The 24,745-nt window shown below is 70.6% G+C and carries 19 protein-coding genes; 9 read left to right on the forward strand and 10 right to left on the reverse strand.

The annotated features are described in order from the left end of the window. The 3 genes from polA (at nucleotide 1) to rpsA (ending at nucleotide 5,571) form a co-directional block, all read left to right on the forward strand. A complete protein-coding gene (polA, locus tag ACTMTF_RS02420) occupies nucleotides 1–2,691 on the forward strand; it encodes a DNA polymerase I (RefSeq protein WP_441108996.1) in 2,691 nt (896 codons plus the stop codon). Between the two features lie 109 nt (nucleotides 2,692–2,800). Continuing rightward, a complete protein-coding gene (locus ACTMTF_RS02425; protein ID WP_441108997.1) occupies nucleotides 2,801–3,886 on the forward strand; it encodes a polysaccharide deacetylase family protein in 1,086 nt (361 codons plus the stop codon). A gap of 203 nt (nucleotides 3,887–4,089) precedes the next feature. After that, on the forward strand, nucleotides 4,090–5,571 hold the full coding sequence (rpsA, locus tag ACTMTF_RS02430) for a 30S ribosomal protein S1 (RefSeq protein WP_397000724.1): 1,482 nt from the start codon (nucleotides 4,090–4,092) through the stop codon (nucleotides 5,569–5,571). Between the two features lie 78 nt (nucleotides 5,572–5,649). On the opposite strand, the gene ACTMTF_RS02435 is transcribed toward rpsA, so the two are convergent. Then, on the reverse strand, nucleotides 5,650–6,810 hold the full coding sequence (locus tag ACTMTF_RS02435; RefSeq protein WP_441108998.1) for an ABC transporter substrate-binding protein: 1,161 nt from the start codon (nucleotides 6,808–6,810) through the stop codon (nucleotides 5,650–5,652). Between the two features lie 156 nt (nucleotides 6,811–6,966). Between ACTMTF_RS02435 and ACTMTF_RS02440 the strand changes: the two genes are divergently transcribed. From ACTMTF_RS02440 to coaE, 3 genes are read left to right on the forward strand one after another with little or no spacing between them, the layout of a single operon-like run. Then, a complete protein-coding gene (locus ACTMTF_RS02440; RefSeq protein ID WP_441108999.1) occupies nucleotides 6,967–8,142 on the forward strand; it encodes an epoxide hydrolase family protein in 1,176 nt (391 codons plus the stop codon). A gap of 34 nt (nucleotides 8,143–8,176) precedes the next feature. Beyond that, a complete protein-coding gene (locus ACTMTF_RS02445) occupies nucleotides 8,177–8,623 on the forward strand; it encodes a GNAT family N-acetyltransferase (RefSeq protein ID WP_441109000.1) in 447 nt (148 codons plus the stop codon). 20 nt (nucleotides 8,624–8,643) lie between these two features. Next, on the forward strand, nucleotides 8,644–9,246 hold the full coding sequence (coaE, locus tag ACTMTF_RS02450; protein ID WP_441109001.1) for a dephospho-CoA kinase: 603 nt from the start codon (nucleotides 8,644–8,646) through the stop codon (nucleotides 9,244–9,246). Here coaE and ACTMTF_RS02455 read toward each other — a convergent pair. After that, nucleotides 9,243–10,061, reverse strand: coding sequence for an SDR family NAD(P)-dependent oxidoreductase (locus ACTMTF_RS02455; protein WP_441109002.1), 819 nt, complete (start codon nucleotides 10,059–10,061; stop codon nucleotides 9,243–9,245). The genes coaE and ACTMTF_RS02455 overlap by 4 nt on opposite strands. A 94-nt stretch (nucleotides 10,062–10,155) precedes the next feature. On the opposite strand from ACTMTF_RS02455, the gene ACTMTF_RS02460 reads away from it, so the two are divergent. Beyond that, nucleotides 10,156–10,737, forward strand: coding sequence for a TetR/AcrR family transcriptional regulator (locus tag ACTMTF_RS02460; protein WP_441109003.1), 582 nt, complete (start codon nucleotides 10,156–10,158; stop codon nucleotides 10,735–10,737). Here the strand turns inward: ACTMTF_RS02460 and ACTMTF_RS02465 are convergent. Further along, on the reverse strand, nucleotides 10,734–16,328 hold the full coding sequence (locus ACTMTF_RS02465) for a TIR domain-containing protein (protein ID WP_441109004.1): 5,595 nt from the start codon (nucleotides 16,326–16,328) through the stop codon (nucleotides 10,734–10,736). The two genes, ACTMTF_RS02460 and ACTMTF_RS02465, sit on opposite strands and share 4 nt — an antisense overlap. A gap of 57 nt (nucleotides 16,329–16,385) precedes the next feature. On the opposite strand from ACTMTF_RS02465, the gene ACTMTF_RS02470 reads away from it, so the two are divergent. Together ACTMTF_RS02470 and ACTMTF_RS02475 are read left to right on the forward strand one after the other, a co-directional pair. Next, nucleotides 16,386–17,558, forward strand: coding sequence for an SLC13 family permease (locus tag ACTMTF_RS02470; protein WP_441109005.1), 1,173 nt, complete (start codon nucleotides 16,386–16,388; stop codon nucleotides 17,556–17,558). Nucleotides 17,559–17,596: 38 nt separating this feature from the next. After that, nucleotides 17,597–18,058, forward strand: a complete 462-nt coding sequence (locus ACTMTF_RS02475; protein ID WP_441109006.1) for a hypothetical protein — start codon at nucleotides 17,597–17,599, stop codon at nucleotides 18,056–18,058. A 7-nt stretch (nucleotides 18,059–18,065) separates the two neighbouring features. Here ACTMTF_RS02475 and ACTMTF_RS02480 read toward each other — a convergent pair whose 3' ends face one another. The 7 genes from ACTMTF_RS02480 to ACTMTF_RS02510 all read right to left on the reverse strand — a co-directional run bounded on the left by ACTMTF_RS02480 (nucleotide 18,066) and on the right by ACTMTF_RS02510 (nucleotide 24,703). Then, entirely contained in the window at nucleotides 18,066–18,218 is a 153-nt protein-coding gene (locus ACTMTF_RS02480) for a hypothetical protein (RefSeq protein ID WP_441109007.1), read from the reverse strand. 167 nt (nucleotides 18,219–18,385) lie between these two features. Further along, on the reverse strand, nucleotides 18,386–19,189 hold the full coding sequence (locus ACTMTF_RS02485; protein ID WP_397000702.1) for an inositol monophosphatase family protein: 804 nt from the start codon (nucleotides 19,187–19,189) through the stop codon (nucleotides 18,386–18,388). A 10-nt stretch (nucleotides 19,190–19,199) separates the two neighbouring features. Continuing rightward, entirely contained in the window at nucleotides 19,200–19,817 is a 618-nt protein-coding gene (locus tag ACTMTF_RS02490; RefSeq protein ID WP_441109008.1) for a hypothetical protein, read from the reverse strand. Nucleotides 19,818–19,822: 5 nt separating this feature from the next. Then, a complete protein-coding gene (locus ACTMTF_RS02495; protein WP_441109009.1) occupies nucleotides 19,823–20,899 on the reverse strand; it encodes a hypothetical protein in 1,077 nt (358 codons plus the stop codon). Nucleotides 20,900–21,087: 188 nt separating this feature from the next. After that, nucleotides 21,088–21,861 (reverse strand): sporulation protein, encoded by a 774-nt coding sequence (locus tag ACTMTF_RS02500; RefSeq protein ID WP_397000697.1) that lies wholly within the window; start codon nucleotides 21,859–21,861, stop codon nucleotides 21,088–21,090. Between the two features lie 8 nt (nucleotides 21,862–21,869). After that, nucleotides 21,870–23,099: an SPFH domain-containing protein gene (locus tag ACTMTF_RS02505; RefSeq protein ID WP_441109010.1), complete on the reverse strand. Its 1,230-nt coding sequence runs from the start codon at nucleotides 23,097–23,099 to the stop codon at nucleotides 21,870–21,872. Next, on the reverse strand, nucleotides 23,096–24,703 hold the full coding sequence (locus tag ACTMTF_RS02510) for an SPFH domain-containing protein (protein WP_441109011.1): 1,608 nt from the start codon (nucleotides 24,701–24,703) through the stop codon (nucleotides 23,096–23,098). The genes ACTMTF_RS02505 and ACTMTF_RS02510 overlap by 4 nt, the downstream gene beginning before the upstream one ends. Nucleotides 24,704–24,745: the final 42 nt, after the last annotated feature.

The following is a 24,745-nucleotide window of genomic DNA, read 5'->3' on the forward strand; positions in this document are numbered from 1 at the left end:
GTGCCGAAGAGTGAAGTGACCCCCAGCCGCCCGTGCCTGCTGCTGCTAGACGGGCATTCCCTGGCTTATCGCGCCTTCTACGCGCTCAAGGATGCCAACCTCATGACCACCGACGGTCAGCACACCGAGGCGGTCTACGGGTTCACCTCGATGCTGACCAACATTCTGCGCGACGAGAAGCCGACTCACGTCGCGGTGGCCTTCGACCGCTCGGAGCCGACGTTCCGGCATGAGGAATACTCCGACTACAAGGCCAACAGGAGCGAGACCCCGGAGGACTTCCGCGGTCAGATGCAGCTCATCTTCGAGCTGCTCGACACGCTGCGCGTCCCGCGCCTGTCCAAGGCCGGCTTCGAGGCCGACGACCTGATCGCCACCCTGGCCACCCGCGCCGACGCCGAGGGCATGAGCGTGCTCATCGTGACCGGCGACCGTGACGCGCTGCAGCTCGTCAACGACAACGTCACGGTGCTGATGACCCGGCGCGGCATCAGCGACATGACCAGGTTCACCCCGGAGGCGGTCCAGGAGAAGTACGGCCTGACCCCCACCCAGTATCCCGACTTCGCGGCGCTGCGCGGCGACCCGAGCGACAACCTGCTCAGCATCCCCAGCGTGGGCGAGAAGACCGCCGCCAAGTGGGTGCGCGAGTTCGGCTCGCTGACCGCCCTCGTCGACCGGGTCGACGAGGTCAAGGGCAAGGTGGGCGACAAGCTGCGCGAGCACGTCGCCCAGGTCCTGATGAACCGGCGCCTCACCGAGCTGCTGCGCGACGTGCCGCTGGAAGCCGACCTGGCCGAGCTCAAGCAGGGCGCCTGGGAGCGCGAGGAGGTCAACAAGCTGTTCGACACCCTCCAGATCCGCGGCGAGCTGCGCGAGCGCGTCTTCAAGACCCTCGGCACCGGCGAGCAGGAGCCCGAGCAGGGCTTCGAGGTCGAGACCGTCATCCTCGGCCCCGACCGGGTCGCCGGCTGGCTGTCCGCGCTGCCCGCAGGCCGGGCCGGACTGGCCTTCAAGGGCGTCTACGGCAGCGGCACCGGCCGCATCGACGCCATCGCGATCGCCTCGCCCGACGGCACCGCCGCGCACATCGACCCGGCCAAGCTGACCGAGGCCGACGAGATGGCGCTGCGCGACTGGCTGGGCGACGAGTCCCGGCCCAAGGCCGTGCACGACGCCAAGGGCCCGATCCTGGCGCTGTGGGCGCAGGGCATGGAGCTGCGCGGGCTGACCAGCGACACCGCCCTGGCCGCCTACCTGGCGATGCCGGGCCAGCGCACCTTCACGCTGGAGGACCTCGCCAGGCGCTACCTCAACCGCGACCTGCGGGCCGAGGCCGAGCCCGGCGGGCAGGCGGCGCTGTTCGGCGACGACGAGGACGCCCCCGCGAAGGACCTGGCGCTGCGCGCCCACGCCGTGCGCGAGCTGGCCGAGGCGCTCGAAGCCTTCCTGGCCGGGCGTGGCGGCACCCAGCTCGTCGACGACCTGGAGCTGCCGCTGATCACGGCCCTGGCCGAGATGGAGCGGGCGGGCATCGCCGTCGACAGCGAATACTTCACCGGCCTGGAGGCCGAGTTCGGCGCCGCCGTCAAGCACGCCGTCGAGGAGGCCCACCGGGCGGTCGGCGAGCAGTTCAACCTCGGCTCGCCCAAGCAGCTGCAGGAGATCCTGTTCGTCAAGCTCGGCCTGCCCAAGACGAAGAAGATCAAGACCGGCTACAGCACCGACGCCGACCAGCTCGCCTGGCTCGCCACCCAGACCGACCACGAGCTGCCGACGATCATGCTCAGGCACCGTGACCAGACCAAGCTGCGCACCACGGTCGAGGGCCTGATCAAGGAGATCGCCGACGACGGCCGCATCCACACCACCTTCAACCAGATCATCGCCGCGACGGGCCGCCTGTCGTCGGAGAAGCCCAACCTGCAGAACATCCCAATCCGCACCACCGAGGGCCGCCGCATCCGGCAGGGCTTCGTCGTCGGCGAGGGCTACGAGACGCTGCTGACGGCCGACTACAGCCAGATCGAGCTGCGCATCATGGCCCACCTGTCGGGTGACGAGTCGCTGATCGAGGCCTTCGAGTCCGGCCACGACTTCCACCAGGCGACCGCCGCCCGGGTGTTCGACCTGCCGCCGGAGCAGATCGACGGCGAGCTGCGCGCCCGCATCAAGGCGATGAACTACGGCCTGGCCTACGGCCTGTCCGACTTCGGGCTGTCCAACCAGCTCAACATCCCGGTGGCCGAGGCGCGGGCGCTCAAGGAGGAATACTTCACCGAGTTCGGCGGCGTCCGCGACTTCCTGCAGGACATCGTCCGGCAGGCGCGCACCAACGGCTACACCGAGACCATGATGGGCCGCCGCCGCTACCTTCCCGACCTGACCAGCGACAACCGCCAGCGGCGCGAGATGGCCGAGCGGATGGCGCTCAACGCCCCCATCCAGGGCTCGGCCGCCGACATCATCAAGGTCGCGATGCTCCACGCGCGGCAGGCGCTGCGCGAGGAGGGGCTGGCCTCGCGGATGCTGCTGCAGGTCCACGACGAGCTGGTCTTCGAGGTGGCGCCCGGCGAGCTGGAGCCGCTCAGGCGGCTCGTCACCGGCCAGATGAACGCCGCCTACCACCTGCGGGTCCCGCTGGAGGTCTCCGTGGGCGTGGGCCGCACCTGGGAGGACGCCGGCCACTGACCTCCCGGAGCCCCTTCGTGGTCGGTGCGCCCGGCGCTGGGCGCACCGATCAACGGGTGGTTCTGCACTACTCTGTGGTGGAATTTTCCCCGAGTGGCACGGGAGTTCTGTGCGGTCCTCAGCGTCCCTCACGCGGGTCATCGGCATCGCCAACGTCGTGGTGGTGGTCGTGGCGGTCATCGGGCTGGTGTTGCTGCCGTCCTCCGCCCCGCAGGTCCCCGCCGCCCAGCGCGTCACGCCCCGGCCGACCAGCGAGCCGCCGGCCCAGGTGGGGCAGCCGCCGGGAGTGGTCGCCACCCCCGAGTTCGCCAGGCAGGTCAAGGCCAACGAGCTCGGCCTGGTCCCCGTGCTGATGTACCACCGCATCGTCAAGAAGCGGCACGCTTCCATCGACCGCACCCCGGCGCAGTTCAGGCGGGAGCTGGAGAAGCTCGCCGAGCAGGGGTACGTGCCGATCAGCGCCAAGGAGTTCGCCGCGGGCGACATCCGGGTGCCGGCGGGCAAGTCTCCCGTCGTGCTGACCTTCGACGACGGGCACCCCAGCCACTTCGGCCTCGACGCCGCCGGCAACCCCCGCCCCGGCACGGCCGTGGCCATCATCCTCCAGGTCGCCGCGAAGTATCCGGGCTTCCGGCCCGTCGCCACCTTCTGGATCAACCACACCCCCTTCGGGTTACCGACTGAGCCGGAACAGGCCGCCGCCGTGGGATGGCTGGTCGGCAACGGCTTCGAGGTGGCCAACCACACCTGGTCGCATCCCAACCTCAGGACGCTGCCGAAGAAGAAGGTGCGCCGGCAGATCGCCAAGGCCGAACGGCTGCTGCGCAAGCTGGGCGCCGGCCCGGCGAAGACCATGGCCCTGCCGTACGGGTCGATGCCGCGCTCGAAGAAGACGGCGCGCAGCGGCGCCTGGGAGGGCACGGCCTACGATTTCACCGGCGTGTTCCTGGCCGGAGCCGAGCCGTCGCGTTCGCCGTACGCGAAAGACTTCGATCGCGGAGCGATCCAGCGGATCCAGAGCAACGGCAACAAGGGCGAATGCCGCAAGTGGTGCTCGCAGTACTGGCTGGAGTGGCTCCGTAAGCACCCTCGTGAGCGGTACGTCTCCGACGGGGATCCGGGCCGGATCTCCATACCGGGCAGGCTCCGGGGTAAAATAACGGCCAAGCGCAGACCGCTGGTCAACGCCTATTAGGCGTGGCGGATATGTCGGCTGGATTGACCCCAGGCCGATGGTCTCATATGCTGATCGCTGCGCTGTGGGCTCGCGCGCGCCTCAGACGGAGCGGGCTCGCGCTCGGTCACGTCGACGTCGTCATTCATCGGCTTGATGCGGAAGAGGGCCTGCCGCGCATCCGCCACATCGACATCCTGTCCGCGTTCGGAGCAATTCCACACATGACGTCCAGCACCGAGGCCACCTCGAGCACCCCGCAGGTAGCGGTCAACGACATCGGGTCCGAGGAAGCCTTCCTCGCAGCGATCGACGAGACCATCAAGTACTTCAACGACGGCGACATCGTCGAGGGCACCGTCGTCAAGGTCGATCGAGACGAGGTCCTTCTCGATATCGGCTACAAGACCGAGGGAGTCATTCCCTCGCGTGAGCTTTCGATCAAGCACGATGTCGACCCCGCGGACGTCGTGGAAGTCGGCGAGCATGTCGAAGCCCTGGTTCTCCAGAAGGAGGACAAGGAAGGGCGTCTGATCCTGTCCAAGAAGCGTGCTCAGTACGAGCGCGCCTGGGGCACGATCGAGAAGATCAAGGACGAGGACGGCATCGTCACCGGCACCGTCATCGAGGTCGTCAAGGGTGGACTCATCCTGGACATCGGCCTCCGTGGCTTCCTGCCGGCGTCCCTGGTCGAGATGCGCCGGGTCCGCGATCTGCAGCCGTACGTCGGCCGCGAGCTCGAAGCCAAGATCATCGAGCTCGACAAGAACCGCAACAACGTGGTCCTGTCGCGCCGTGCCTGGCTTGAGCAGACGCAGTCCGAGGTTCGCCAGACGTTCCTCAACACCCTGCAGAAGGGTCAGGTCCGCAAGGGCGTTGTCTCTTCGATCGTCAACTTCGGCGCCTTCGTGGATCTCGGCGGCGTCGACGGCCTGGTCCACGTGTCCGAGCTGTCCTGGAAGCACATCGATCACCCCTCCGAGGTCGTGGAAGTCGGCCAGGAGGTCACGGTCGAGGTCCTCGACGTCGACATGGAGCGCGAGCGCGTCTCCCTGTCGCTCAAGGCCACCCAGGAAGACCCGTGGCAGCAGTTCGCCCGCACTCACCAGATCGGCCAGGTCGTTCCCGGCCGGGTCACCAAGCTGGTGCCGTTCGGTGCGTTCGTCCGGGTCGAGGAGGGCATCGAGGGTCTGGTCCACATCTCCGAGCTGGCCGAGCGCCACGTGGAGATTCCGGAGCAGGTCGTGCAGGTCGGCGACGAGATCTTCGTGAAGATCATCGACATCGACCTCGACCGCCGCCGCATCAGCCTCTCGCTGAAGCAGGCCAACGAGGGTGTCGGCACCGAGGTCGAGTTCGACCCGACCCTCTACGGCATGGCCGCGACCTACGACGACCAGGGCAACTACATCTACCCCGAGGGCTTCGACCCCGAGACGGGTGAGTGGCTCGAGGGCTTCGACAAGCAGCGCGAGGAGTGGGAGCGGCAGTACGCCGAGGCTCAGACCCGCTTCGAGGCTCACCGTAAGCAGATCGAGGAGGCGCGCAAGGCCGAGGCCGAGGCGGGCGAGGCTGCTCCTTCGACCTACACCGGTGAGACGCAGGCTCCGGCGGGCGGTTCCTCGTCGGCTCCGGCCGCGGGTGCTCTCGCCTCCGACGAGGCTCTCGCCGCTCTGCGCGAGAAGCTCGCGGGCGGCCAGAGCTGACGCTCTGACGGCAGGTTGAAGAAAGGCCCCGCACGGGTTCGTGTGGGGCCTTTCGCATGCGCCGGGGTCACCGTCTGCTCACGGGGTGGGGGCGTGCTCCGTGCTTTCTCCGCCGACGCTCTCTCCGGCGGCGTGGAGGATGCGGAAGCGATCGGGGTCCGCCGGATCCCGATCAACGACTTGGACCGGCGGCCACGCCCACTGCCAGACGCTGATGCCTGGGGTGCGGGAGAACCGGATCAGCCCGCGGGTGCCCTCGACCGCGACGCGCGGCCAGGATTCGGCGATGCGCGCCCGATCCGCGCCGTGCGAGCGCAGCACCTCGGCGAGGACGGTGATCGTGTCGTAGCCCTCGAAGGCGACGAAAGACGGCGCTTCGCTCAGCCGCTCGCGGAGGGCCGTCTCGACCCGTGCACCCAGTGGGCTGAGACGCTCGGGCAGATAGCGCAGGAACGGGATCGCGGCGCTGTCGTCGCCCAGCGACGTCGCCCATGCGGCGAACTCCGGTTGCCCCGCCGGAGCACCGATCATGATCTCGGTGAGCCGCTGGTCGCGGCGGACAGACCTGACGATCGACACCGTCGGCTCCGGGTGGCCGGTCAGAAGGAGGAGGGCCGTCGCGCGATCCCCGGCGAGTTCGTCGCACACGTCCGTGGGGGCGAGCGTGCCCATGTCGAGGTCGATGACGGTGCCGCCGCGTGAAGAGAGGTGGTCCCGCAGGATGCGGGCCCCGGATGCCCAGTAGACGCTCGGCTCGGCTGCCACGGCGATCCGGCTGTGGCCCGCGCCGAGGAGGAAGTCCGCGTAGATCCGCCAGCCGTGGGACTGGGCCGGGGCGAGGCGCGCGACCCATTCCGTCGGCTGGTCGGTGAGCGCGTCGAGAACCGCTGACGAACAGAGGAACGGCAGGCCGAGGGCGTCGGCCCTGGCGGCAGCGGCGCGGGCGACGACGCTGTGATACTCCCCCGCCAGGGCGGCCACGCCCAGGTGGGCCAGTTCGTCCACGGCCGCCGCGGCCTTCCGCGGGTCGGCCGCGGTGTCTCGGACCACCAGGTCGAGCGGTCTTCCGGCGATCCCGCCGGCGTCGTTGACCTCGCGAACGGCCAGTTCGAGCCCGGCGAGCACGTGTCGGCCCGCCTCGACCCAGCCAGGCCGGGTGAGCGGAACGAGAGCCCCGATCCGGACGACTGGCTCTTCGGTCCGCTCCGCTCCAGGGGGCGGCGATGGTGGCGTGTTCATACGTTGGAGCCTCCCCGTGTGGCGATTCGGTGGCAGTTTGCCCGGATCGCAGAGTATTGCCCACCGGTAGCGACGGCTCCAGCGGCTCCAACCACCACGGCCTTTACGTCTTGATGCGGAACGAATCCTTCCGCATTGGCTGACATCGTGGTCCGCATGAAGCCCTTCCTTGTCAACGTGCCGCAGGCCGACCTCGTCGATCTCCGCGACCGCCTCCACCGCACCCGGTGGGCGCGGCGACTGCCCGGCGCGGGGTGGCAGCGCGGGGTGCCGGTGGAGTATCTGCGCGAACTGGCCGCGTACTGGGCCGACGAGTTCAGCTGGCGGGAGCAGGAGGCGAGGCTGAACGCCTTCCCGCAGTTCACCACCGAGATCGACGGCCAGCCGATCCACTTCGTGCACGCCAGGTCACCGGAGCCGCACGCCCTGCCGCTCATCATGACGCACAGCTGGCCGAACTCCGTCGCCGAGTTTCTCGACGTCATCGGCCCGCTCACCGACCCGAGGGCGCACGGCCTCGACCCCGCCATCGCCTTCCACGTGGTCGCCCCCTCCCTGCCGGGGTTCGGCTTCTCGCCCTTCCCCGAGCCACACCCCGGGCCGACCGACGGGCCGACCGACGGGCCGGTCGGCGGGCGGCCGTGGAGCGTCGCCCGTGTGGCCCGGACGTGGGCGGAGCTGATGAGCAGGCTCGGATACACCAGGTACGGCGCGCACGGCAACGACGCGGGCGCCCTGATCACGCCCCAACTGGCCGCGCTCGACAGTGACCATGTGATCGGCTCCCACATCACCGCCGGCCTCGGCATCCCGACCGGCGACCCCGCCGAGCTCGACGGGGCCACCGATGAGGAGCTGGCCGAGCTGCGGGAGGCGACTGGGTGGATGGAAGGCGGCAGCGGTTACGGCCCCTACCTGGCCGCCCGCCCGCAGACACTCGGCCACGGCTGGACCGACTCGCCCGTCGCCCAGCTCGCCTACCTGGTCGAACGGTTCAAGGAGTTCGACGGCTGGCCAGGTGAGAAGCCCGACGCGGCCGAGCCCGTCTCCCGCGACCTGCTGCTCACCAACGCCTCCGTCTACTGGCTGACCGCCACGGGCGCCTCCTCATCCTGGCCCTACTACGAGGGGGCCGCCGGCCTGCCCATCGACCAGGACGTCGTGCCCACCGGGGTGTCGCACGGCGGGCCGCGGGTCTTCCGCCGGATCGCCGAGCGCCGCAACCGCGTCGTCCACTGGGGCGGCCACTCCAGCCCCAGCCACATGGTGGCGATGGCCGCCCCGGACAGCCTGGTCGCCGGTGTGCGCGCCTTCTTCGCCCTCGTCCGCTGATCGCCGTACCGCCGCTCTGAAGTAGGGTGCACGGGTGGAGATCCAGCGGGCGGTGGCCGCGGACGCGGGCGAGATCCTGACCCTGCAGCGGGCGGCTTACGTGAGCGAGGCGCAGCTTTACGGCGATCCGTACATCCCGCCGCTGGTGGAGTCCCTCGATCAGGTCCGCAAGGCGATCGAGAACGGTGTCGTGCTCAAGGCCGTCGAGGCGGACCGCATCATCGGCGCGGTGCGCGGCACGTCGGCCGGGAGCACCTGCCTGGTGGGGCGGCTGGCCGTGGCGCCCGACCGCCAGGGCCAGGGGCTGGGCACGGCCCTGCTGACCGCGCTGCACGAGCAGGTGCCGGAGGCGGAGGTGTTCGACCTGTTCACCGGCCACCTGTCGGAGCCGAATCTGCGCCTCTACCGGCGCCTGGGCTATCGCGAGACGCACCGGGAGCGGATGAGCGACCATGTGACACTGGTTCACCTGCGGCGCTGACGGGCGGATAGGCTGCCGCTGTGCTGAAGATTGGGCTCACCGGCGGCATCGGATCCGGCAAGAGCGAGGTGGCCAGGCGGCTGGCGGCCAGGGGTGCGGTCGTCATCGACGCCGACAGGATCGCCCGTGAGGTGGTCGAGCCGGGCACTCCGGGCCTGGCGAAGGTGGTGGCCACGTTCGGCGAGGCGGTGCTGCACGCGGACGGTTCGCTCAACCGGGAGAGGCTCGGCGCCATCGTCTTCGCCGACTCCGAGAAGCTGGCCTCGCTCAACGCGATCGTGCACCCGCTGGTGGGGGAGCGGGTGGCACGGGCGCAGGGCGAGGCGGCCGCCGACGCGATCGTGGTCTACGACGTGCCCCTGCTGGCGGAGAACAAGCTGGCGCCGATGTACGACGTGGTGATCGTCGTGGACGCCCCCGACGAGGTTCGCATCGCGCGCCTGGCCGAGCACCGGGGGATGCCGGAGCAGGACGCCAGGGCGCGCATCGCCGCCCAGGCGAGCCGGGAGGACCGGCTCGCGGTCGCGGACATCGTCATCCCGAACGACGGCCCGCTCGACGAGCTCGAAGCGCGGGTCGCCGAGGTGTGGCAGGAGTTGCTGCTGCGCGCGAGCCGCGGCTAGAGCAGGTGGCCGGTCAGGTCGTACAGGCGGCGTGCGTCGCCCGGGTCGAGGGTGGGCAGTGACAGGCCGACGGGCTCGCGACGGTCGTAGGCGAGCAGGGCGCCCTCCGGCGGGTCGTCCATCAGCTCGATGATCGGCTCGATGCTCTTGGCGACCGGCTGGGCGAAGAGCTTGGCGAGCACCTTGACGATGGACCTGGCGGGCTGGCTGAGGCTGCCGGTCCCGCTGTCGGTGAACCCCGGGTGGTGCAGCAGAAACCGGACCGGGCCGTCCGCGTGGCGGGCGGCGTAGGCGACGCCGAGCAGGTCGGTGGCGCGGCCGCCCTGGAGGGTGGCCTTGATGCCGCCGTAGCCCCTCTTGAGCCCGAGGTCGTCCCAGTGGATGCGGCCCTTGGTCATGCCGACGCCGCAGATGCTCACGATGATGGGTCTGTCCGTCTTCGCCAGCAGGCCGGTCAGGCCGTGGCTGAGCAGGAAACGGCTGACGTAGTAGAGGGCGAAGGTCGCCTCGAAGCCGTCCGGGGTTTCGACGCGTGCGGGGAAGTGCCTCATCGCGGTGAGGACGAGCCCGTCCAGCGTGTCGTGCCGGGCCCGCACCTCCTCGATGACGCGCCGGTTCTCGGCGACGGAGGTCAGGTCGGCCTGGATGAACGCGGCCCGCTTCCCGGCGCCCAGCCGCTCGGCGTCCTCGATGAACCGGCGGCCCTTCGCCGGATTGCTGCCCACGACGGTCACCTGGTCGCCCTGCCGCAGATAGTGCAGAGCGAGCCCCAGCCCCATGCCGGTCGTGCCGCCCGCCACGACATAAGTACGCATATTTCCGCTCCTCATCAAGTCATCGAACGCTGACTTGGGTGACCGTAACACGAGCACCGCCTACAATGTCAACGGTCGATGACTAGGAGGCGGTGTGACGGCGAAGAGGAAGCGGGACCGGGAGGCCACCCGGGAGAGACTGCTGGAGGTCGCCAGGCTGCGGTTCGCCCGCGACGGCTACGACGCCACCAGCGTGCGCGACATCGCCGGTGACGCGGACGTCGACGCCACCCTGATCTTCCGCTACTTCGGCTCCAAGAAGCGCCTCTTCGACGAGGCCACCGCCACCGGCGAGGCGCCCGCGGGCCTGCTCGACGGGCCACCGGAAGAGCTGGTGGCCCGGATGATGCGCGAGGTCGTCTTCCATGACTGGTCGTCCTACGGCGGGGAGCACCCACTGCTCGCCATGCTGAAGTCCGCCGGCCACGAGGACACCCGGCAGCGCATCCGCCAGGAGGTGTGCGACACCTACGTCGCGGCACTGGAGGAGCTGGCCGAGGGCCCGGACGCCCAGCTGCGCGCCGAGCTGCTCAGCGCCTGGCTGGTCGGGGTCGGCATCCTGCGTTCCGTCGTCGGCACCCCGGCCCTCACCGCAGCCGCCGCCCCCGACCTGGCCCCCCACGTGGCGGCGGTGGCGACGGGCCTCCTGGGCCGCCCGATGTCCGGAAACGCCTAGAAGGGGGAGTCGAGGGGCACCTGGCGGACCCCGGGCAGGTGCGCGTCCAGCTCGCCCAGCTCGAACCGTGACATGCCGATGACATGCCAGAACTGCCCCGCCGTCTCCCCCTGGACCTTGTAACGGCCGTCCGGCGCCAGCGCCGCCCAGCCCTCCGGCAGCCCGAGCAGGGTCATCCGCCGCTCCGGCCCGTCCCAGACGATCACCACGCCGTCGTCGCCCGCGCTGGCCAGCACGTCCGAGGCGGGACTGAAGGCGACCGACCAGACGCGCCGCGAATGGCCGGTGAGCGCGTGCAGCAGCCGGCCCGAGCCGGTGTCCCACACCCGCACCACGGCGTCATCGCCGCCGACGGCGACGCGGTCGCCCGCGGCGTTGAAGTCGACGCTCCACAGCCGCCCCGCGCCACCGTCGAAGGTGTGCCGCAGGACAGGCTGCCACGGCTGGCCCGGCCGCAGCTCCCACACCCTGGCCTGGCCGTCGTTGCCGGCGCTCGCCAGCAGGTCGCCCGACGGCGAGAACACCACCGAGTAGACCCGGTCGGAGTGCCCCTCCAGGGTCGCCACCCGGCCGCCGGAGTCCACGTGCCAGATCCGTACCAGCCGGTCGTCGCAGCCGGTGGCGACGTAGCGGCCGTCGGGGCTGAAGGCGATCGAGCGGACCCGGCCGCGGTGGTCGGTGAGACCGGCGACCAGCCGCCCCGTCGCCCGCCACCAGATCCGCACACTGTCGTCGTCGTTGGCCGTGGCCAGCATGGTGCCGTCGGGGCTGAACGCCTCCGCCCACACGTGGTCGGTCTCGGCGTTCAGCTCGCGCTCGTAGTCGCCGGTGGTGGCGTTCCAGAAGTGCACGCCGCCGTCGTTGCTGGAGGTGGCCAGCACCGGCCCGGCGGGGGAGAACAGCGCGGAGATCAGCCGGTCGGCGTGGCCGGTGAACTCACGCAGCCGCCGCCCGGTGCGAGCCTCCCACACGCGTACGACGCCGTCGTTGCCGCTGGTCGCCAGCATCGAGCCGTTGGCGCTGAAGCGGACCGAGGAGATGCGCCTGCCGTGCCCGCGCAGCACCCGCTGGCACTGGCCCGACTTCGGATCCCACAGCCGGACCGTGCCGTCGTTGCTGCTGGTGGCGAGCTGCTCGCTGTCGGGCCGCCACGCGAACGGCCACACCGAGCTGCGGTGACCGGTCAGCTCGATCCGCTGCGGCGTGCCGACCGCCTGAAGCCGCACCACGCCGCCGGAGTCACCGGTGGCCAGCGTGCGGCCGTCAGGGGAGAAAGCCACCTGGTAGACGGCGGCGGCATGGGTGGTGTGCAGGCCGCGGAACTCACCCGACGCATCCCACAGCCGCACGTCGCCGGAGGTGTCGCCGGTGGCCAGCAGCGAGCCGTCGGGCGAGAACGTCACGCAGTAGATGCTGCCCCGCAGCCCGGTCAGCGCGTGCCGCCGCGCCCAGGTGGAGGTGTCCCACAGGCGCAGCGTGCCCGCGCCGTCGCCGGTGGCCAGCAGCGAGCCGTCCGGGCTGTGCACGGCGCGGTAGACGGCGCCACGGTGGCCTTCCAGGGCCCTGGCCGGGCCGCCGGTGGACAGGTCCCAGACCCGCAGCATGCCCGCCGCGTCGCCGGTCACCAGCACGTTGCCGCCGAAGGAGGCGGTGTAGATCGGCGCCTGATGCCCGGCCAGCTCGTGCAGGAGGTCACCGGTGGCGGTGTTCCACACCCGGACCACGCCGTCGCCGCCGCCCGCCGCGAGCAGCTCTCCCGAGGGGCTGAGCCGTACCGGCCAGACGCCGTCGCGGTGGCCGCTCAGCGTGCGCAGCCGCTCGCCGGTGAGGGAGTCCCACAGCAGTACGGTGCCGTCGCTCGCGCCGGTCGCCAGCAGGTCGCCGGCGAACGAGATCGAGTAGACGCGGCCGGTGTGCCCCTGCAGGGTGCGTACGGGCAGCCCGCCGGTGCACAGGAGCACGCCGCCGTCCTCGTTGCCGATCGCGATGGTCGAGCCGTCCGAGCTGTAGGCGATCGGCTCGGGCAGGCGGCTGGTCTGGAAGTGATATCCGTACGGGACGCCGATCGCCGCGGGCGCGAGCTGCGTCTCGACCGGTCGGCCCGGCACCACGGCGGCGCCCGGCAGGTGCGGCGGCGTGCCGGTCGTGTTGATCAGGGTGGCGCGGTGCCACCGGGTGCCCTCGGCCGACACGTCGCTCAGGTCCGTCCGTGCCAGCCGCGCCCCGGACAGGTCGGCGCCGGACAGGTCGGCGCCGGTCAGCACGGCGCCGTCGAGCCGCGCCCCGACCAGCTTGGCGTCACGCAGGACCGCCCTGGACAGGTTGGTGCCCGCGAGGGTCGCGTCGGTCAGGTCGGCGCCGGTCAGGTCCACCTCCTGCAGGTCCCTGGCCGATAGGTCCTCGCCCTTGAGGTTCGCGCCGCGCAGGTCGGCCCGCGCGGGGGTGCGCAGGCGGGCCGCGATCTTGACGGCGTTCGCGCGGGACACGTCGTCGGCGGGCGGATCGGCCACCCACGCCCGCAGCGCGCGCACGTCGGCCAGGTCGCACAGGAACTCGACGGTCAGCGCCGTCAGCGGCCGGCGCGACAGGGCCACCGGCGCGTCGATCGTCGTGGCCACGTGCCTGGCGATCAGCCACTCCATCACCGAGGCGTGGATGAACCCGAACATCCCCTCCTCGGTCCGCACCAGCAGGCTGCCCGACCCCATCGCGTAGGCGGTGTGCGCGGCCGAGAGCTGGCCGCTGGCCAGATCGGCCAGGGTCTCGGCGATCTCGGTCAGCTCGTCCACGCCGAGCAGTGACTCGCCGGAGTCCCACAGTCGCAGCGCCAGCGCCGTCACCGCCTGCCACAGCTCCGCGGTGGACAGCGTGGCGGCCGACCCCGGCACCTTGACCCGCCGCTCCTCGAAGGCCAGCCACGACTGCAGGATCTCCTCGTACAGCAGTGCGGGGCTGATCGTGTGCCGCGCCTGGGCCACCGTGCGCAGCCGGTCGGCGTCGAGGTCGGCGATGAAGCTCAGCATCCGCGGATTCTGCGCCAGGGCCAGCAGGTCCCGGATGCCCTCCATCAGCGACATCCGGGCGGCCGCCTCGTCGCCGTCGTCGAACCGGTTGGCGAGGTAGGAGCGGATCTGGTCGTGGGTGAAGTCCTCCAGGCCCAGCACCCGGCGCTGCGGCAGCACGCCCACCATCTCGCCGAGCGACGTCAGCACCTGACTGTGCGACTTGAAGTGCTGGGTACGGCTGGCGACCACGATCTTCGCCTTGTCCTCCGCCGCGGCCAGTAACGTCGCCAGGTGGTCGGCCGCCCGGTCGTAGGTGAGCCGGGTGACGAGCTCGTCGAAACCATCGAACAGCAGAACGATCCGGCCCTGTCTGAGCAGGTAGCGGAAGGCCTTGAGGTCGATGAGCTCCTCGCCGTGGTTGGCCAGGTGCGCGGCCACGAGCCCGTCCACCGAGTGTGCCTTGTCCAGGGCGCGCAGCTCGATGAGGATGGGCGTCAGGTGCGGCAGCTCGGCCGGGATGCGCCTGGCCAGCTCGCGCAGCGCGAACGTCTTGCCGTGCCCGAAGTCGCCGAGCAGCAGCAGGAACCTGCCGTGGTCGGTGGCCAGCAGCCGCATCAGCTCGTCGGTGAGCCCCTCCCTGACGTGGTGGCCGGGCCGGTCGAGCTCGCGGTAGCGCTGCGGGACGTACAGCTCGGGCGGGTAGCGGCGGTCGGTGGTGAGCCGGGCCGTCTGCTCGGCGGCGTAGCCGGACAGGTCGAGCAGGCCCTGGAACTCGGTGAAGCTGCGCAGCCGCACCCCTCTGCGCATGAGGTCGTCGCGCAGCGTGCGTGACGGCGGCGGCCCCTGGTAGACCAGTTCGGCCGCCAGCTCGCTGGCGTGCGCCTGCCGGACGAACTCGGCGGCGTCCTCGGCGGTGAGCTCGCCGACGTGCGCGCCGATCATCAGCTGGCGGACGAACCCGTCGTCGGGGTGGGTGACCACCAGGTGGCCGGGCATGCGGCGGATCCTGGCCCGCTCGTGCCTGGCCTCGCAGACCTCGGTGATCCGGTCGAGCAGCAGCTCGACGGGCGTGGGCTGGCGCCTGTCCTGCCCCGAGCCCGGGGCGCCGGTCGGCGGCGGACCGGAGGGCGTCTCGCCGGTGAAGGTGGCGCGGGCGGCCCGCCAGACGTGCGGGACCCGCTCGGGCTCGCCGCCGTCGGGCAGCCAGGTGCGGACGCCCTCGGGGGTGATCTGGACCACCTGGTGGCGGCGGGGCGCGGCGACGGCGCCCTCAGCGGGGCCGCCGGACCCCTGGAACAGCAGGTTGAGCCGGTGGGCCAGGAGCCGCTCGTACGCCGGCGCGTCGTGCAGGGCGGCGGGCGGGTGCCCGATCGCGCCCAGGCGCAGCCAGCCCTGCTCCTCGTACGGCCGCAGCCGCTCGGCGAACCAGGCGGCCTGTCCCTCGCCGAGCATGGCGTAGGCGTCGCGCTCCAGGTGGCTCATCGCGATCGTCGAGTTGAGCCCGGCCACGACCAGCTTCAGGTCGGGCACCTCGAACAGGGTCCACGGCTGCCCGCCGTCGAACACCCGGTCGTCGAGCCCCTGGTAGACCTCGCCGAACAGGCCGGCGAAGTGACGCCACTTGGGCCAGTAGGGCGGCTGCGGGCTGACGTCGTCGGCCTCGCAGGTCAGGAAGTAGGCGCTGGCCGCCGCCTTGGTGACGTCGCGCGGGCCCGGCACGATCACCAGCCGGTGCGGCTCCAGCCCGATCAGCAGCCGTAAGTCCGTGACGAACCGGGTGGCCTGCCCGAACTGCCGGAGGCTGCCGGACTCGGTCAGGTCGCCGCTGACCAGGATGAGGTCGGGCCGGGGCGCGCCCCTGTCGTACATGGCGGTGAGGTCGGCCCAGATCCGGGCCTGGATGTCCTCGGGCGTGAACGGCTCGCCCGGGTCCGGCAGCGCCCGCCCGAACCGGGGGCCGGCCAGGTGCAGCACGCTGAGGGACGCACGCTGGGCGTGCGGGCCGGCGGCGGGCGGGAACTTGGGCGCGCTCACCGGCGTGCGGCGGGTGCGTGCGCCCCTGCCGGAGCGACCGCCGGAGTCGCTGCCGGGAGGCAGCGTCGGCAGCGGCGCCGGCAGGTCGGAGCCGGTCGGGAACAAGGGCGCCGCCTCGGGCTTGGCCCGCCCGTTGAGCGCCTCCCTGACCCGGCCGAGCAGCAGCGCCCTGGCGTGCCCCGGATCGGTCACGCCCAGCAGGTCCACCCAGGTGATCGTGGACAGCAGCCCTTCGAGCCGGACGTCCTCCAGCCTGATGGTGACCAGTTTGTTGGACGGGGCGTCCGGGTCGGCGCGCATCGCCGCCTGCCACTCCATCCGCCCGTAGCGGGAGCTCAGGTAGTTGCGCGAGAGCACCGCCACGACGAGCTGCGCCTCGCTGACCCCGCGGTCCATGAAGTCGATGAAGTTGGTGCCGGGCACGAAGTCCCACGCCTGGATCATCGTGCGGTAGCCGGCCGCCTCCAGCTCCCAGGCGATCCACGTCGCCCAGGCCGTGTCGGCGGGGGAGTAGCTGACGAAGATCTGGGTCGGCCTTCCGTCGCGTGCCATTCCCTCAGTATCGCCCGCGGGATCGGCGTTTCGCAGGTGGTGTGCGATCATCATCGGGTGTTGCGGCGTCTTGGCGTGCTCGACTGGATCAGGGTCGGGCTGCTCGCGCTCGGTCTGGTCTTCGTGGCCACCGGGCTGCTCCCGCTGCCGGTCGCGCGGGAGAGCATGGGCGAGATCGGGCCGTTGCTGGTGTTCCTGGTGGGGATCATCGTGCTGGCGGAGCTCACCAAGGAAGCTCAGGTCTTCGACGTGATCGCGGCCAGGATGGCGGTCCTCGGCCGCGGCAACTACTTCGCACTCTTTCTTCTTTGTACGGCTTTTGCGTCATTTATTACGATTTTTCTGAACTTGGACACGACGGCGGTGCTGCTCACGCCCGTCATGCTGGCCCTGGCCCCCAAGGCCCGCATCGCCGCCCTGCCGCTGGCCATGACCACCATCTGGTTCGCCAACACCGCGAGCCTGCTGCTGCCGGTGTCCAACCTGACGAACCTGCTGGCCATGGACGCGATCGACCTGTCGCCACTGCAGTTCGCGGCCCGGATGTGGGCGCCGCAGGCCGTCGCGATCATCGTCACCATGGCGTTTCTGTGGGCCTTCTTCTGGCGCAGGGGCGAGCGGCGCGAGCAGCGCTACACGCCCCCGGTGCTGGAGCCGGTCGCCGATCGGGTGCTGTTCGGCACCGCCTCGGCCGCCTGCCTGCTGTTCATCGGCGCGCTGCTGGCGGGGGTGGAGGTGTGGACGGCCGCGTCGGTGGCGGCGCTCATCGTGGTGGTCGCCTTCGCGGTGCGCGATCGCGCGCGGCTGGCCTGGAGGCTGGTGCCGTGGCAGCTGCTCATCTTCGTGACGGGCCTGTTCCTGGTGGTGCCCACACTCAGCCGGTACGGCCTGGCTGACTTGATGGGCTGGCTGCTGGGTGACGAGCGGGACCCGTACCGCACGGCCGCCGTCGGGGCCGGGCTGTCCAATCTGATCAACAACCTGCCCGCCTTCAAGGCCGTCGAGGAGGTCATCGCCGCCCACGACCGCGGCCAGCTCCTGGCCCTGCTCGTCGGCGCCAACGTGGGCCCGGTCATCACGCCGTGGGCGTCCCTGGCGACGCTGCTCTGGTTCGAGTCGTGCCGCCGCCACGACGTCAAGGTGCCGATGCGCCGTTTCCTGCTGACCGGCGCGGGCCTGGCGGTCGTGGGCCTGCTGACGGCGACCTGGGCACTGGTCACCTTCGGTTGAGGGCCCGCCGCCGGTTGATCTAGAGGAGAATGGTCGCCATGGCCAAACCACCTCTGAACAGATGTTTCGGTCTTGTCCTCTTGGCCGTGGTCGGGCTGACCGCCTGCGGCGGCGGAGGGACCACGGCGAAAACGGCCACCACCGCTCCCTCCGGCGCGGCGGCCGAACCCTCGGCCGAGCCGTCCAGCACCGTCTCGGAACCCCCTCCGAAGGCGGTCCGGCTGGTCGAGCTCGAAGTCCTGGGCAAGGGAAAGGCCGCTCAGCCGATCATGTACAACGCGGACGAGAGCGGTGTCGAGAACGAGGCCAAGCTGCCCTGGTCCAGGACCGCCCGGATCGAGCTCACCGCCGCCGAGCAGGAGGTGGGCCGTCTGGTCTCGATCGTGGCGGGCTCGGTCCGCGCGGCCAACGGCCAGTTCAAGCCGGCCCCCTGCCGGATCACCGTGGACGGCGAGAAGGTGGCCTCCGGCAAGGGGTCGTGCAAGTACATGCTCAAATAGCCGTCGCTCAGCGGCGGCGGATCGTCAGGGGCCGTGGAGAGCGGCGCCGGCTCGCGGCGCTGTCCTCGGCCTCCTCCGCCGGCATCTCCTCCGACGGGCGGGGACCGACCACGGCCGCGAACCACGGATGCGCCCAGCCGGTGGCGCGCTCGCCGCTCATGTCGCCCCCGGTCGCGAGGCGGAGGCGAAGAGCACCCGCGCCGGCTCGATCACGCTCAGCTCCATGGTCAGTCCGGTCAACACTGCCGACATGGTGATTCTCCTTTCCGCCGGTGCCGTTACCCGGCACCCTCTGGTCATGACGTCGAAGTGACTTATCGGTGTGACTCATCGGTGGACAAGGGACAGCAGCGCCTGCATGGCCTCCGGATGGGCCGCCACAAAGCTGCGATCTTCGGCCGTGCCCTCGATGGTGTCCTCGAAGGGCCCGCCGTCCAGCGCCCGGATCTCGATCCCGGCCTCCTGCGCGATCAGCGCACCCGCGGGCAGGTCCACGGCCTCGGCCTGGTAGCCGACCATGCCGTCGATGTCTCCACGTGCCAGCATGGCCCACGACAGCAGCGGCGTCCACAACTGCAACACCCGCCGGGCGCCGAGCTCCAGCGCGTGCCTCAGCTCGAGCACCTTCGTGTCGTCCCTGGTCACAGCATACCCCTGGGTCCAAGCGAGCAGCGGACCGTGGGGTGATGGTCGATGACGGGCGGCCAGCCGTGCCCCCGTGGAGGCCAGCGCGCCGTGGCCGCGGACCGCCGACCAGGTCCGCGCCGACACCGGATCGTGCACCACGCCCAGCATCGGCCGGCCCGCACGGCACAGCGCCAGGCCCACGACGTAGGCGGGCAGGCCGATGGCCACGTTGTTGGTGCCGTCGAGCGGATCGATCAGCCAGGTCCACTCAGCGCCCGAGACACCCAGCAGCCCCGACTCCTCGGCGATGACCGCATGGGACGGGTAGACCGTGAGGATCCGCTCCAGCAGCAGTTTCTCCGACGCCAGATCCAGATCGGTCACCACGTCCCCCGAGCCGCCCTTGGAGCGGACGCCGACCGTCTCCCTGGTGCCGTCCAGGAGCAGCTTTCCCGCGGCCTCGGCCGCGTCCACGGCGACCGCGCGAGCGTGATCCAGATCCATCAGGCATCCCTCAGCTCACATGGGCGGTGATCAGGCGTACGGCGCGCGCCGTCTCCCCGGCGTCGAGCGGCCGCCTCGGCACGTGGTGATCCCCCGCGCCGAGCGGGCCGAGTGACAGGTCGTGGCTGCCCGGGTGGCCACGCCCGAGCGCGATCGTGGCGGCCTCGCCGCCCTCCGGCACGACGCTGCTGTGGAAGCGGTCCGCCGGCAGTGTGTAGACGTCGCCGGGCCCGAACGACTCCACCAGTCCCGTGGCGTGCCGCACGGTGCGGCGGGTGGGGGAGATGCGATCGCCGTCGGCACCGCTGACGACCTCGAACACGCGGTGCGTCGCGTCCAGCTCCGCGTCCGTGACCACCGCGTGCACATTGCGCACCTGGCCGTAGAGCACGTGGCTGACGAGGTCCCAGCTGTGACAGTGGATCTGCGAGGTGGTGCTGCGCGCCGGGGCGAACGAATCCGACCACAAATGGATACATACCCCCTCACCGCCATCTCGCTCCAGCGGCAGGCAGACGAATCCGAGCGGATGGCGTACGGCCCGGACCCCGTCGCCGGCCAGGGCCTCCAGCGCCCAGGCCCTGGCCCGGCCCCGCACGATCTGCTCATAGACGCCCTGGTAGCTCATGACCGCTACGGTCCGCCCGGCAGATGAGCCGCCGGCTCACCGTACGGATCCACGGCGCGCAGCGCCTTCCTGGCGATGTCCACCACGTCACGCCCGTTGTAGGACTTGGGCAGCGGCATCCCGATCCGCTCGAACAGCTCCTGCACCTCCTCGATCGTGGGCTCGTCACTGAGCTGCACCCGTTTGTACGACTCCAGCGGCACCCGCCGCGCCTGCTCGAAGCTGAGGCGCAACTCGGTGTCGCAGTTCTCGTAGTAGAAGGTGTCGGCCAGCGCCGTCATCGCCCGGTTCGGGTCCTCCACCGTCATGATCAGGCGGGTGCTCGACAGGTCCCAGCGGAAGGTGGTCATCGTGGACGACAGGCCGACACCGATGTCCAGCAGCCCGTAGCGCTGACGGTGCCAGAACGCGGCCAGGATCGTGGCGTAGGACTCCTTCCTGACCCGGTCGGCCGTCCACGTCTCGCCGGTGCCGTCGGGCAGGTCGGACAGTGACCGGCGGTAGTGGGCGTAGGTCTCGCAGACCTCGATGTCGGCCGGGTCGATGACCTCGATCCGTACGGTCAGGTGGCGTTTGTCCCGGCGCGCGACGGCCACGCACTGGGGCAGGGTGACGGCGCGCAGGTAGGTGCCGGTGCCGCCCTTGAAGCTCCACCTGGCGGTGTCCTTGCGCGCCTCGGCGTGCGCCTGCGCGATCTCCTGCCGGCTGCCGAGCACCCTGACCAGCTGCAGCGCGTCCAGGGCCTTGCGGGTGCCGGTGACCAGGTGCTCGATCTGCTCCAGGCGCTGCAGCCGGACCGGGAGCTGGGCGAGCGCGCCGGAGGTGATGCTCTCCTCCACCGGGGCCTGCCGCGCCCGGTCGCGCAGCAGCGCGGTGGCCACCAGCGCGAGGATCACCAGCGTCGCGGCGGTGACGAACTTGGCCTGCACCTTGGCGCCCTGGTCCGGATCGGCGCCGAACATCTCCTCGGGCATGATGCCGAGCACGCCCACGACGACGGCCAGCGTCAGCGCGATCGCCACATCGGCGTTCTGCGCCGCCCAAGGGGCGATCCGCTTCAGCGCCCCCACGAACCGTGCCATCGCTCGCCCCGCATCCGACGATCAGTCAGTTCCTTGGTCATGGTAACGACCACGTCATGCCACCGGCTAGCACGATAAAAGCGCGTGAACCGTACCTCTTGCGGGCCTTTCACCAGCTTCCCGGACGCGGACGGGCGGCGCGAGCTCTCGCTCGCGCCGCCCGTCCGTCCGTTAGTCCGTCGCTCCGGTCAGAACCAGCCGCGCTTACGCGCCATCTGCTCCAGGCCGTGCTGCAAGGCCTGCTCGGCCGCGCCGGGATTGTCGTCGTGCCGTACGGTGAAGCGGTTGTAGGAGTCGTGACCGGAGGACAGGAACCCGCCCCGCTTGTCGGCCTCCAGGATGACGTCCAGCTGCCGCGGCCCGGCGATGAACGTCAGCTCCAGCTCGTTGAAGTGGCTGCGCCACTGACCGCCCGCGTAGTACTCGATCTCCTGGAAGAACGGCATCGTCGAGCCACGCAGCGTGCCGCGTTCGAGGTCGGCCTTCTTGAACTGGAAGCCCAGCCGGTCCAGCGCGGCGATGACCTGCTCCTGCGCCGGCAGCGGGGTGACGAACAGCGGGTCCAGGTCGCCCTTGTCGAGGGCGCCCGCCAGCGCCAGCTCGGTGTGCACGCCCAGCCGCATGCCGCGCAGCGGCTGCCCGGCGATCGCGCTGATCGGCGTCTCCCATGGGACGGGGATCTCGAACGGCTGCCCGTGCTGCGCGCCGGAGGCCAGCTGGAACGAGCCCGCCACCTGCTGGCGCTGGAAGCTGTAGGTCGTCTTGTACTCGTTGTCGCCGGACTCGACCTCGACCACCGCGGTGAGGTCGATGAAGATCCCCTCCACCTTGGCGTCGGAGCCGCCGCCCTTGAAGTTGACCACCCCGCGCAGCGGCTCGCCGGGGCGCACGGTGGCGTTGGTCAGCACCGTGTCTACTTCGACACCCGCGCCGAAAGCGGCCATCAGTTTGCGGAAGACCATGTGTTCTCCTATGAGGTCGGTGCCTGGCCGTTCGCGCCGGCCGAGATGCGGGGAAGCAGCTGGGCCAGCAACAGGGTGGAGAGTGCGGAGTCGCCGGTGCCCGGCTGGGTGCGGACCACCAGCGGCTGGGGAGCGCTCTCCGCCAGCTTGGCGCCCACGTCGAGGCGCCTGCGGGCCAGCTCGTACTGCAGCACGGCCCGGTTGTCACGGTAGGAGGCGGCCAGCCTGCGCAGGGCCTTGGCCTCGTTCTCGGCGGAGGTGAGCTCGGCGCGGCCGCGCGCCTCGATCTCCCAGCGGACCCGCTGCGCCTCGGTGGCCTGCTCCTCCAGCATGCGCGCCACGTCCTTGCGCGCGGTGTTGTGGGCGGCCTTGACCTCCACGACGCGGGCGTCCCTGGTCTTCTTGGAACGCTCGATCTCCATGAGCAGCGTGTCGATGCGCCGCTTGCGGGTCAGCTCCCACTCGCGCTCGTAGGCCGACAGCTCCTTGGCCACCTTCTCGCGGGTGGACAGGTGCTGCTGGTAGGTGTCGGGCAGCTGCAGGTCGGGGATGTTCGCGCCGGTGATGCGCACGCCGTAGCGGCCGAGCTGGCGGTTGAGCGCGTCCTGCATGTCGCCGACGTCGGAGCCGCGCAGGTCGTAGGCCCGCTCGGTGTTGACCCTGCGGCTGCGCTGCCGGATCGCGTCCTGCACGGCGCTCGACAGCACCAGGTCGAAGTTGCCGGCACCGATCGTGCGCACGAACGCCACAGGGTCCACGATACGGAACTTCAGGAAGAACTCGATCGACTTCAGCGGCACGTTCTCGGCCGTGGGGCAGGCCACGATCGGCGCCGAGTAGGGGATCTCGGTGGAGGTGTCGACCACCGCGTCCACCCGGTCCCACGGCAGCCAGAGGTAGTGACGGCCGGGGGTCAGCGTGCCGGTGATGGCGCCCCAGTGGCTGTGCACCCCCGTGGTGCCCTCCTCGATCTCGATGATCGCCCGGCGCCACATCCAGACCAGCCCGACGACCAGGAAGAACACCGCCGCCAGCGCGGCCACGACGGTCCAGTCCGTCAGCACGGCCATGCCGGCGCAGTAAAGGGCGATGAAGATCAGCGTCATCCAGGCGAACCCGCGCCGGTCCTTGGGGATGACGACGGGCACGAGTTGGCCCTGCTCGCCACCGCGCAGAAGCTGGCGGATGTCGGACCAGGAGGCCACCGACTCCTTGATCTTCGAGAACTGGCGGCTCATCGGACCTCACCCTCGATGCTCTGCGTGTGGCTCCGGCCGCCGGCCGGAGCCGGGGCGGACACGGTGACGATGTCCGTGTCGGACGCCTCGTTGACATCTTCCGCGACCTGCTGGAGCAGCTCGTCGATCTCCGTCTGGCGGTCCGAGACGCGCTCGCCGATCGCCGACAGCCTGGACTGGATGGTGGCCATGTCCTCGGGCGAGAACAGGGCCGCGCCCTTGCCGCCGATGAGCTGCTGGGCCAGCGCCAGGAAGTCGATGTCGGTCTGCTCGCCCACCTGCACGACCTGCGGCAGCCGGGCCGAGACCGACTCCAGCTTGTCCAGCAGGTCCTGCTGGAAGCGGTAGTCGAGGATCTCCGGCGCCTCTGCCGCGCTGAGCGCCCGGATGTCCAGCGCCTGCGCCTCCAGCAGGGCCGAGTTGGCCTTGGCCGAGGACTCGGCCTCGACCAGGCGCTGCCTGGCCTGCGCGGTGGCCTGGTGGGTGGCCCGCTCCAGGGCGGTGTCCATCCGTGCCTGGTAACCGGCGATCTCCGCCTGGATCCCGCTCAGCGTCTCCTGCAGCCCGGCGAGCTCCTTGACCAGGTCGCCCTCGTTCTGCTCCTTGCGCAGCTGCAGCTCGTACTCGTAGGTGTAGGCCTCCTTGGCCACCCGCACCATCTCGGGGGCGGCCAGGTCCATGCGGTATTCCTGGCTGGACGGCTCGGCGTGGGTGATGTTCACGTCCGTGAGCCGTACCGCGGGCAGGAACTGCTGGTTGAGGTTGTCCAGCATGCCGACCGTGCTCTCGCCCACCAGGTCGTAGATGTCCTCGGCCCGCTGGGCGTAGATCAGGGAGCGGGTGACCTCGCTGATGGCGTTCTGGAGCTTGGACTGGAAGCCGCTCACCGAGCCGAGCACGAAGATGAACTCGGCCGGGTTCTCGATCCTGAACTGCAGGAACAGGTCGACGCTCGCCTTGACGCCCTGCTGGGTCGGCGCCTCGCTGATGGGGGCGTTGAACGGGTACTCGCGGGTGGTGTTGACGATGTAGCTGACCCGCTTCCACGGGTTGAACAGCGTCACCCGGCCCGGGTCCGCGATCTGCACCATCTTGCCGAACTTGGTGATCAGCGCCTTGCAGCCCTCGGGCACCATGACCACGCTGCGGCGCCACCACAGGAAGACGGCGGCCAGCACCAGCACGACCCAGTAGTGGGGGCCGAAGAACAGGTCGGTGTTGGGGATGACGTTGCCGAGCGCGCCGATCAGGCCGAGCACCACCAGGACGCCCAGCTGCAGGACCACCTTCGCGATGTTGCCCTTGGGGATCACCACGGGGGAGATGACGTGCATGCCGTTCTCGGCGAAGCTGCGGTTGACGATCTCGCCGGCGTCGGTCAGCGACGCGGTGCGCGCCTCGATCTGGGTGCCGATCGAGACGCCGCCGTCGCGAGCCGCGGCGAAGTCATGCGGGTTGAGCGCGAACCCCTGCGCCTGCTGTCCCAGCTGCTGACCGGCCTGGCCGATCGCCTGCCCCACGGCCTGCCGGACGTTGCCTCCCTGGACGACTGTCTGGGCTAGGCCCTGGCCTGCCTGGATAAGGGCCTCTCTAGGTCGTGACATCGCACCTTCCTCTTCCGCTTCAGGCGGATTCGACCGTATCGG

Source organism: Nonomuraea sp. ZG12 (assembly GCF_052068115.1).
Classification (GTDB): Bacteria; Actinomycetota; Actinomycetes; order Streptosporangiales; family Streptosporangiaceae; genus Nonomuraea.

What these genes read in the sequence shown, in the direction of transcription:
- ACTMTF_RS02505 (WP_441109010.1), bottom strand. Translation starts at nt 23,099, where the DNA reads ATGAGCCGCCAGTTCTCGAAGATCAAGGAGTCGGTGGCCTCCTGGTCC.
- ACTMTF_RS02435 (WP_441108998.1), bottom strand. Translation starts at nt 6,810, where the DNA reads ATGAACACGCCACCATCGCCGCCCCCTGGAGCGGAGCGGACCGAAGAG.
- ACTMTF_RS02495 (WP_441109009.1), bottom strand. Translation starts at nt 20,899, where the DNA reads ATGGCACGGTTCGTGGGGGCGCTGAAGCGGATCGCCCCTTGGGCGGCG.
- ACTMTF_RS02490 (WP_441109008.1), bottom strand. Translation starts at nt 19,817, where the DNA reads ATGAGCTACCAGGGCGTCTATGAGCAGATCGTGCGGGGCCGGGCCAGG.
- ACTMTF_RS02510 (WP_441109011.1), bottom strand. Translation starts at nt 24,703, where the DNA reads ATGTCACGACCTAGAGAGGCCCTTATCCAGGCAGGCCAGGGCCTAGCC.
- ACTMTF_RS02500 (WP_397000697.1), bottom strand. Translation starts at nt 21,861, where the DNA reads ATGGTCTTCCGCAAACTGATGGCCGCTTTCGGCGCGGGTGTCGAAGTA.
- ACTMTF_RS02485 (WP_397000702.1), bottom strand. Translation starts at nt 19,189, where the DNA reads ATGGATCTGGATCACGCTCGCGCGGTCGCCGTGGACGCGGCCGAGGCC.
- ACTMTF_RS02475 (WP_441109006.1), top strand. Translation starts at nt 17,597, where the DNA reads ATGGCCAAACCACCTCTGAACAGATGTTTCGGTCTTGTCCTCTTGGCC.
- rpsA (WP_397000724.1), top strand. Translation starts at nt 4,090, where the DNA reads ATGACGTCCAGCACCGAGGCCACCTCGAGCACCCCGCAGGTAGCGGTC.
- ACTMTF_RS02480 (WP_441109007.1), bottom strand. Translation starts at nt 18,218, where the DNA reads ATGAGCGGCGAGCGCGCCACCGGCTGGGCGCATCCGTGGTTCGCGGCC.
- ACTMTF_RS02455 (WP_441109002.1), bottom strand. Translation starts at nt 10,061, where the DNA reads ATGCGTACTTATGTCGTGGCGGGCGGCACGACCGGCATGGGGCTGGGG.
- ACTMTF_RS02440 (WP_441108999.1), top strand. Translation starts at nt 6,967, where the DNA reads ATGAAGCCCTTCCTTGTCAACGTGCCGCAGGCCGACCTCGTCGATCTC.
- ACTMTF_RS02465 (WP_441109004.1), bottom strand. Translation starts at nt 16,328, where the DNA reads ATGGCACGCGACGGAAGGCCGACCCAGATCTTCGTCAGCTACTCCCCC.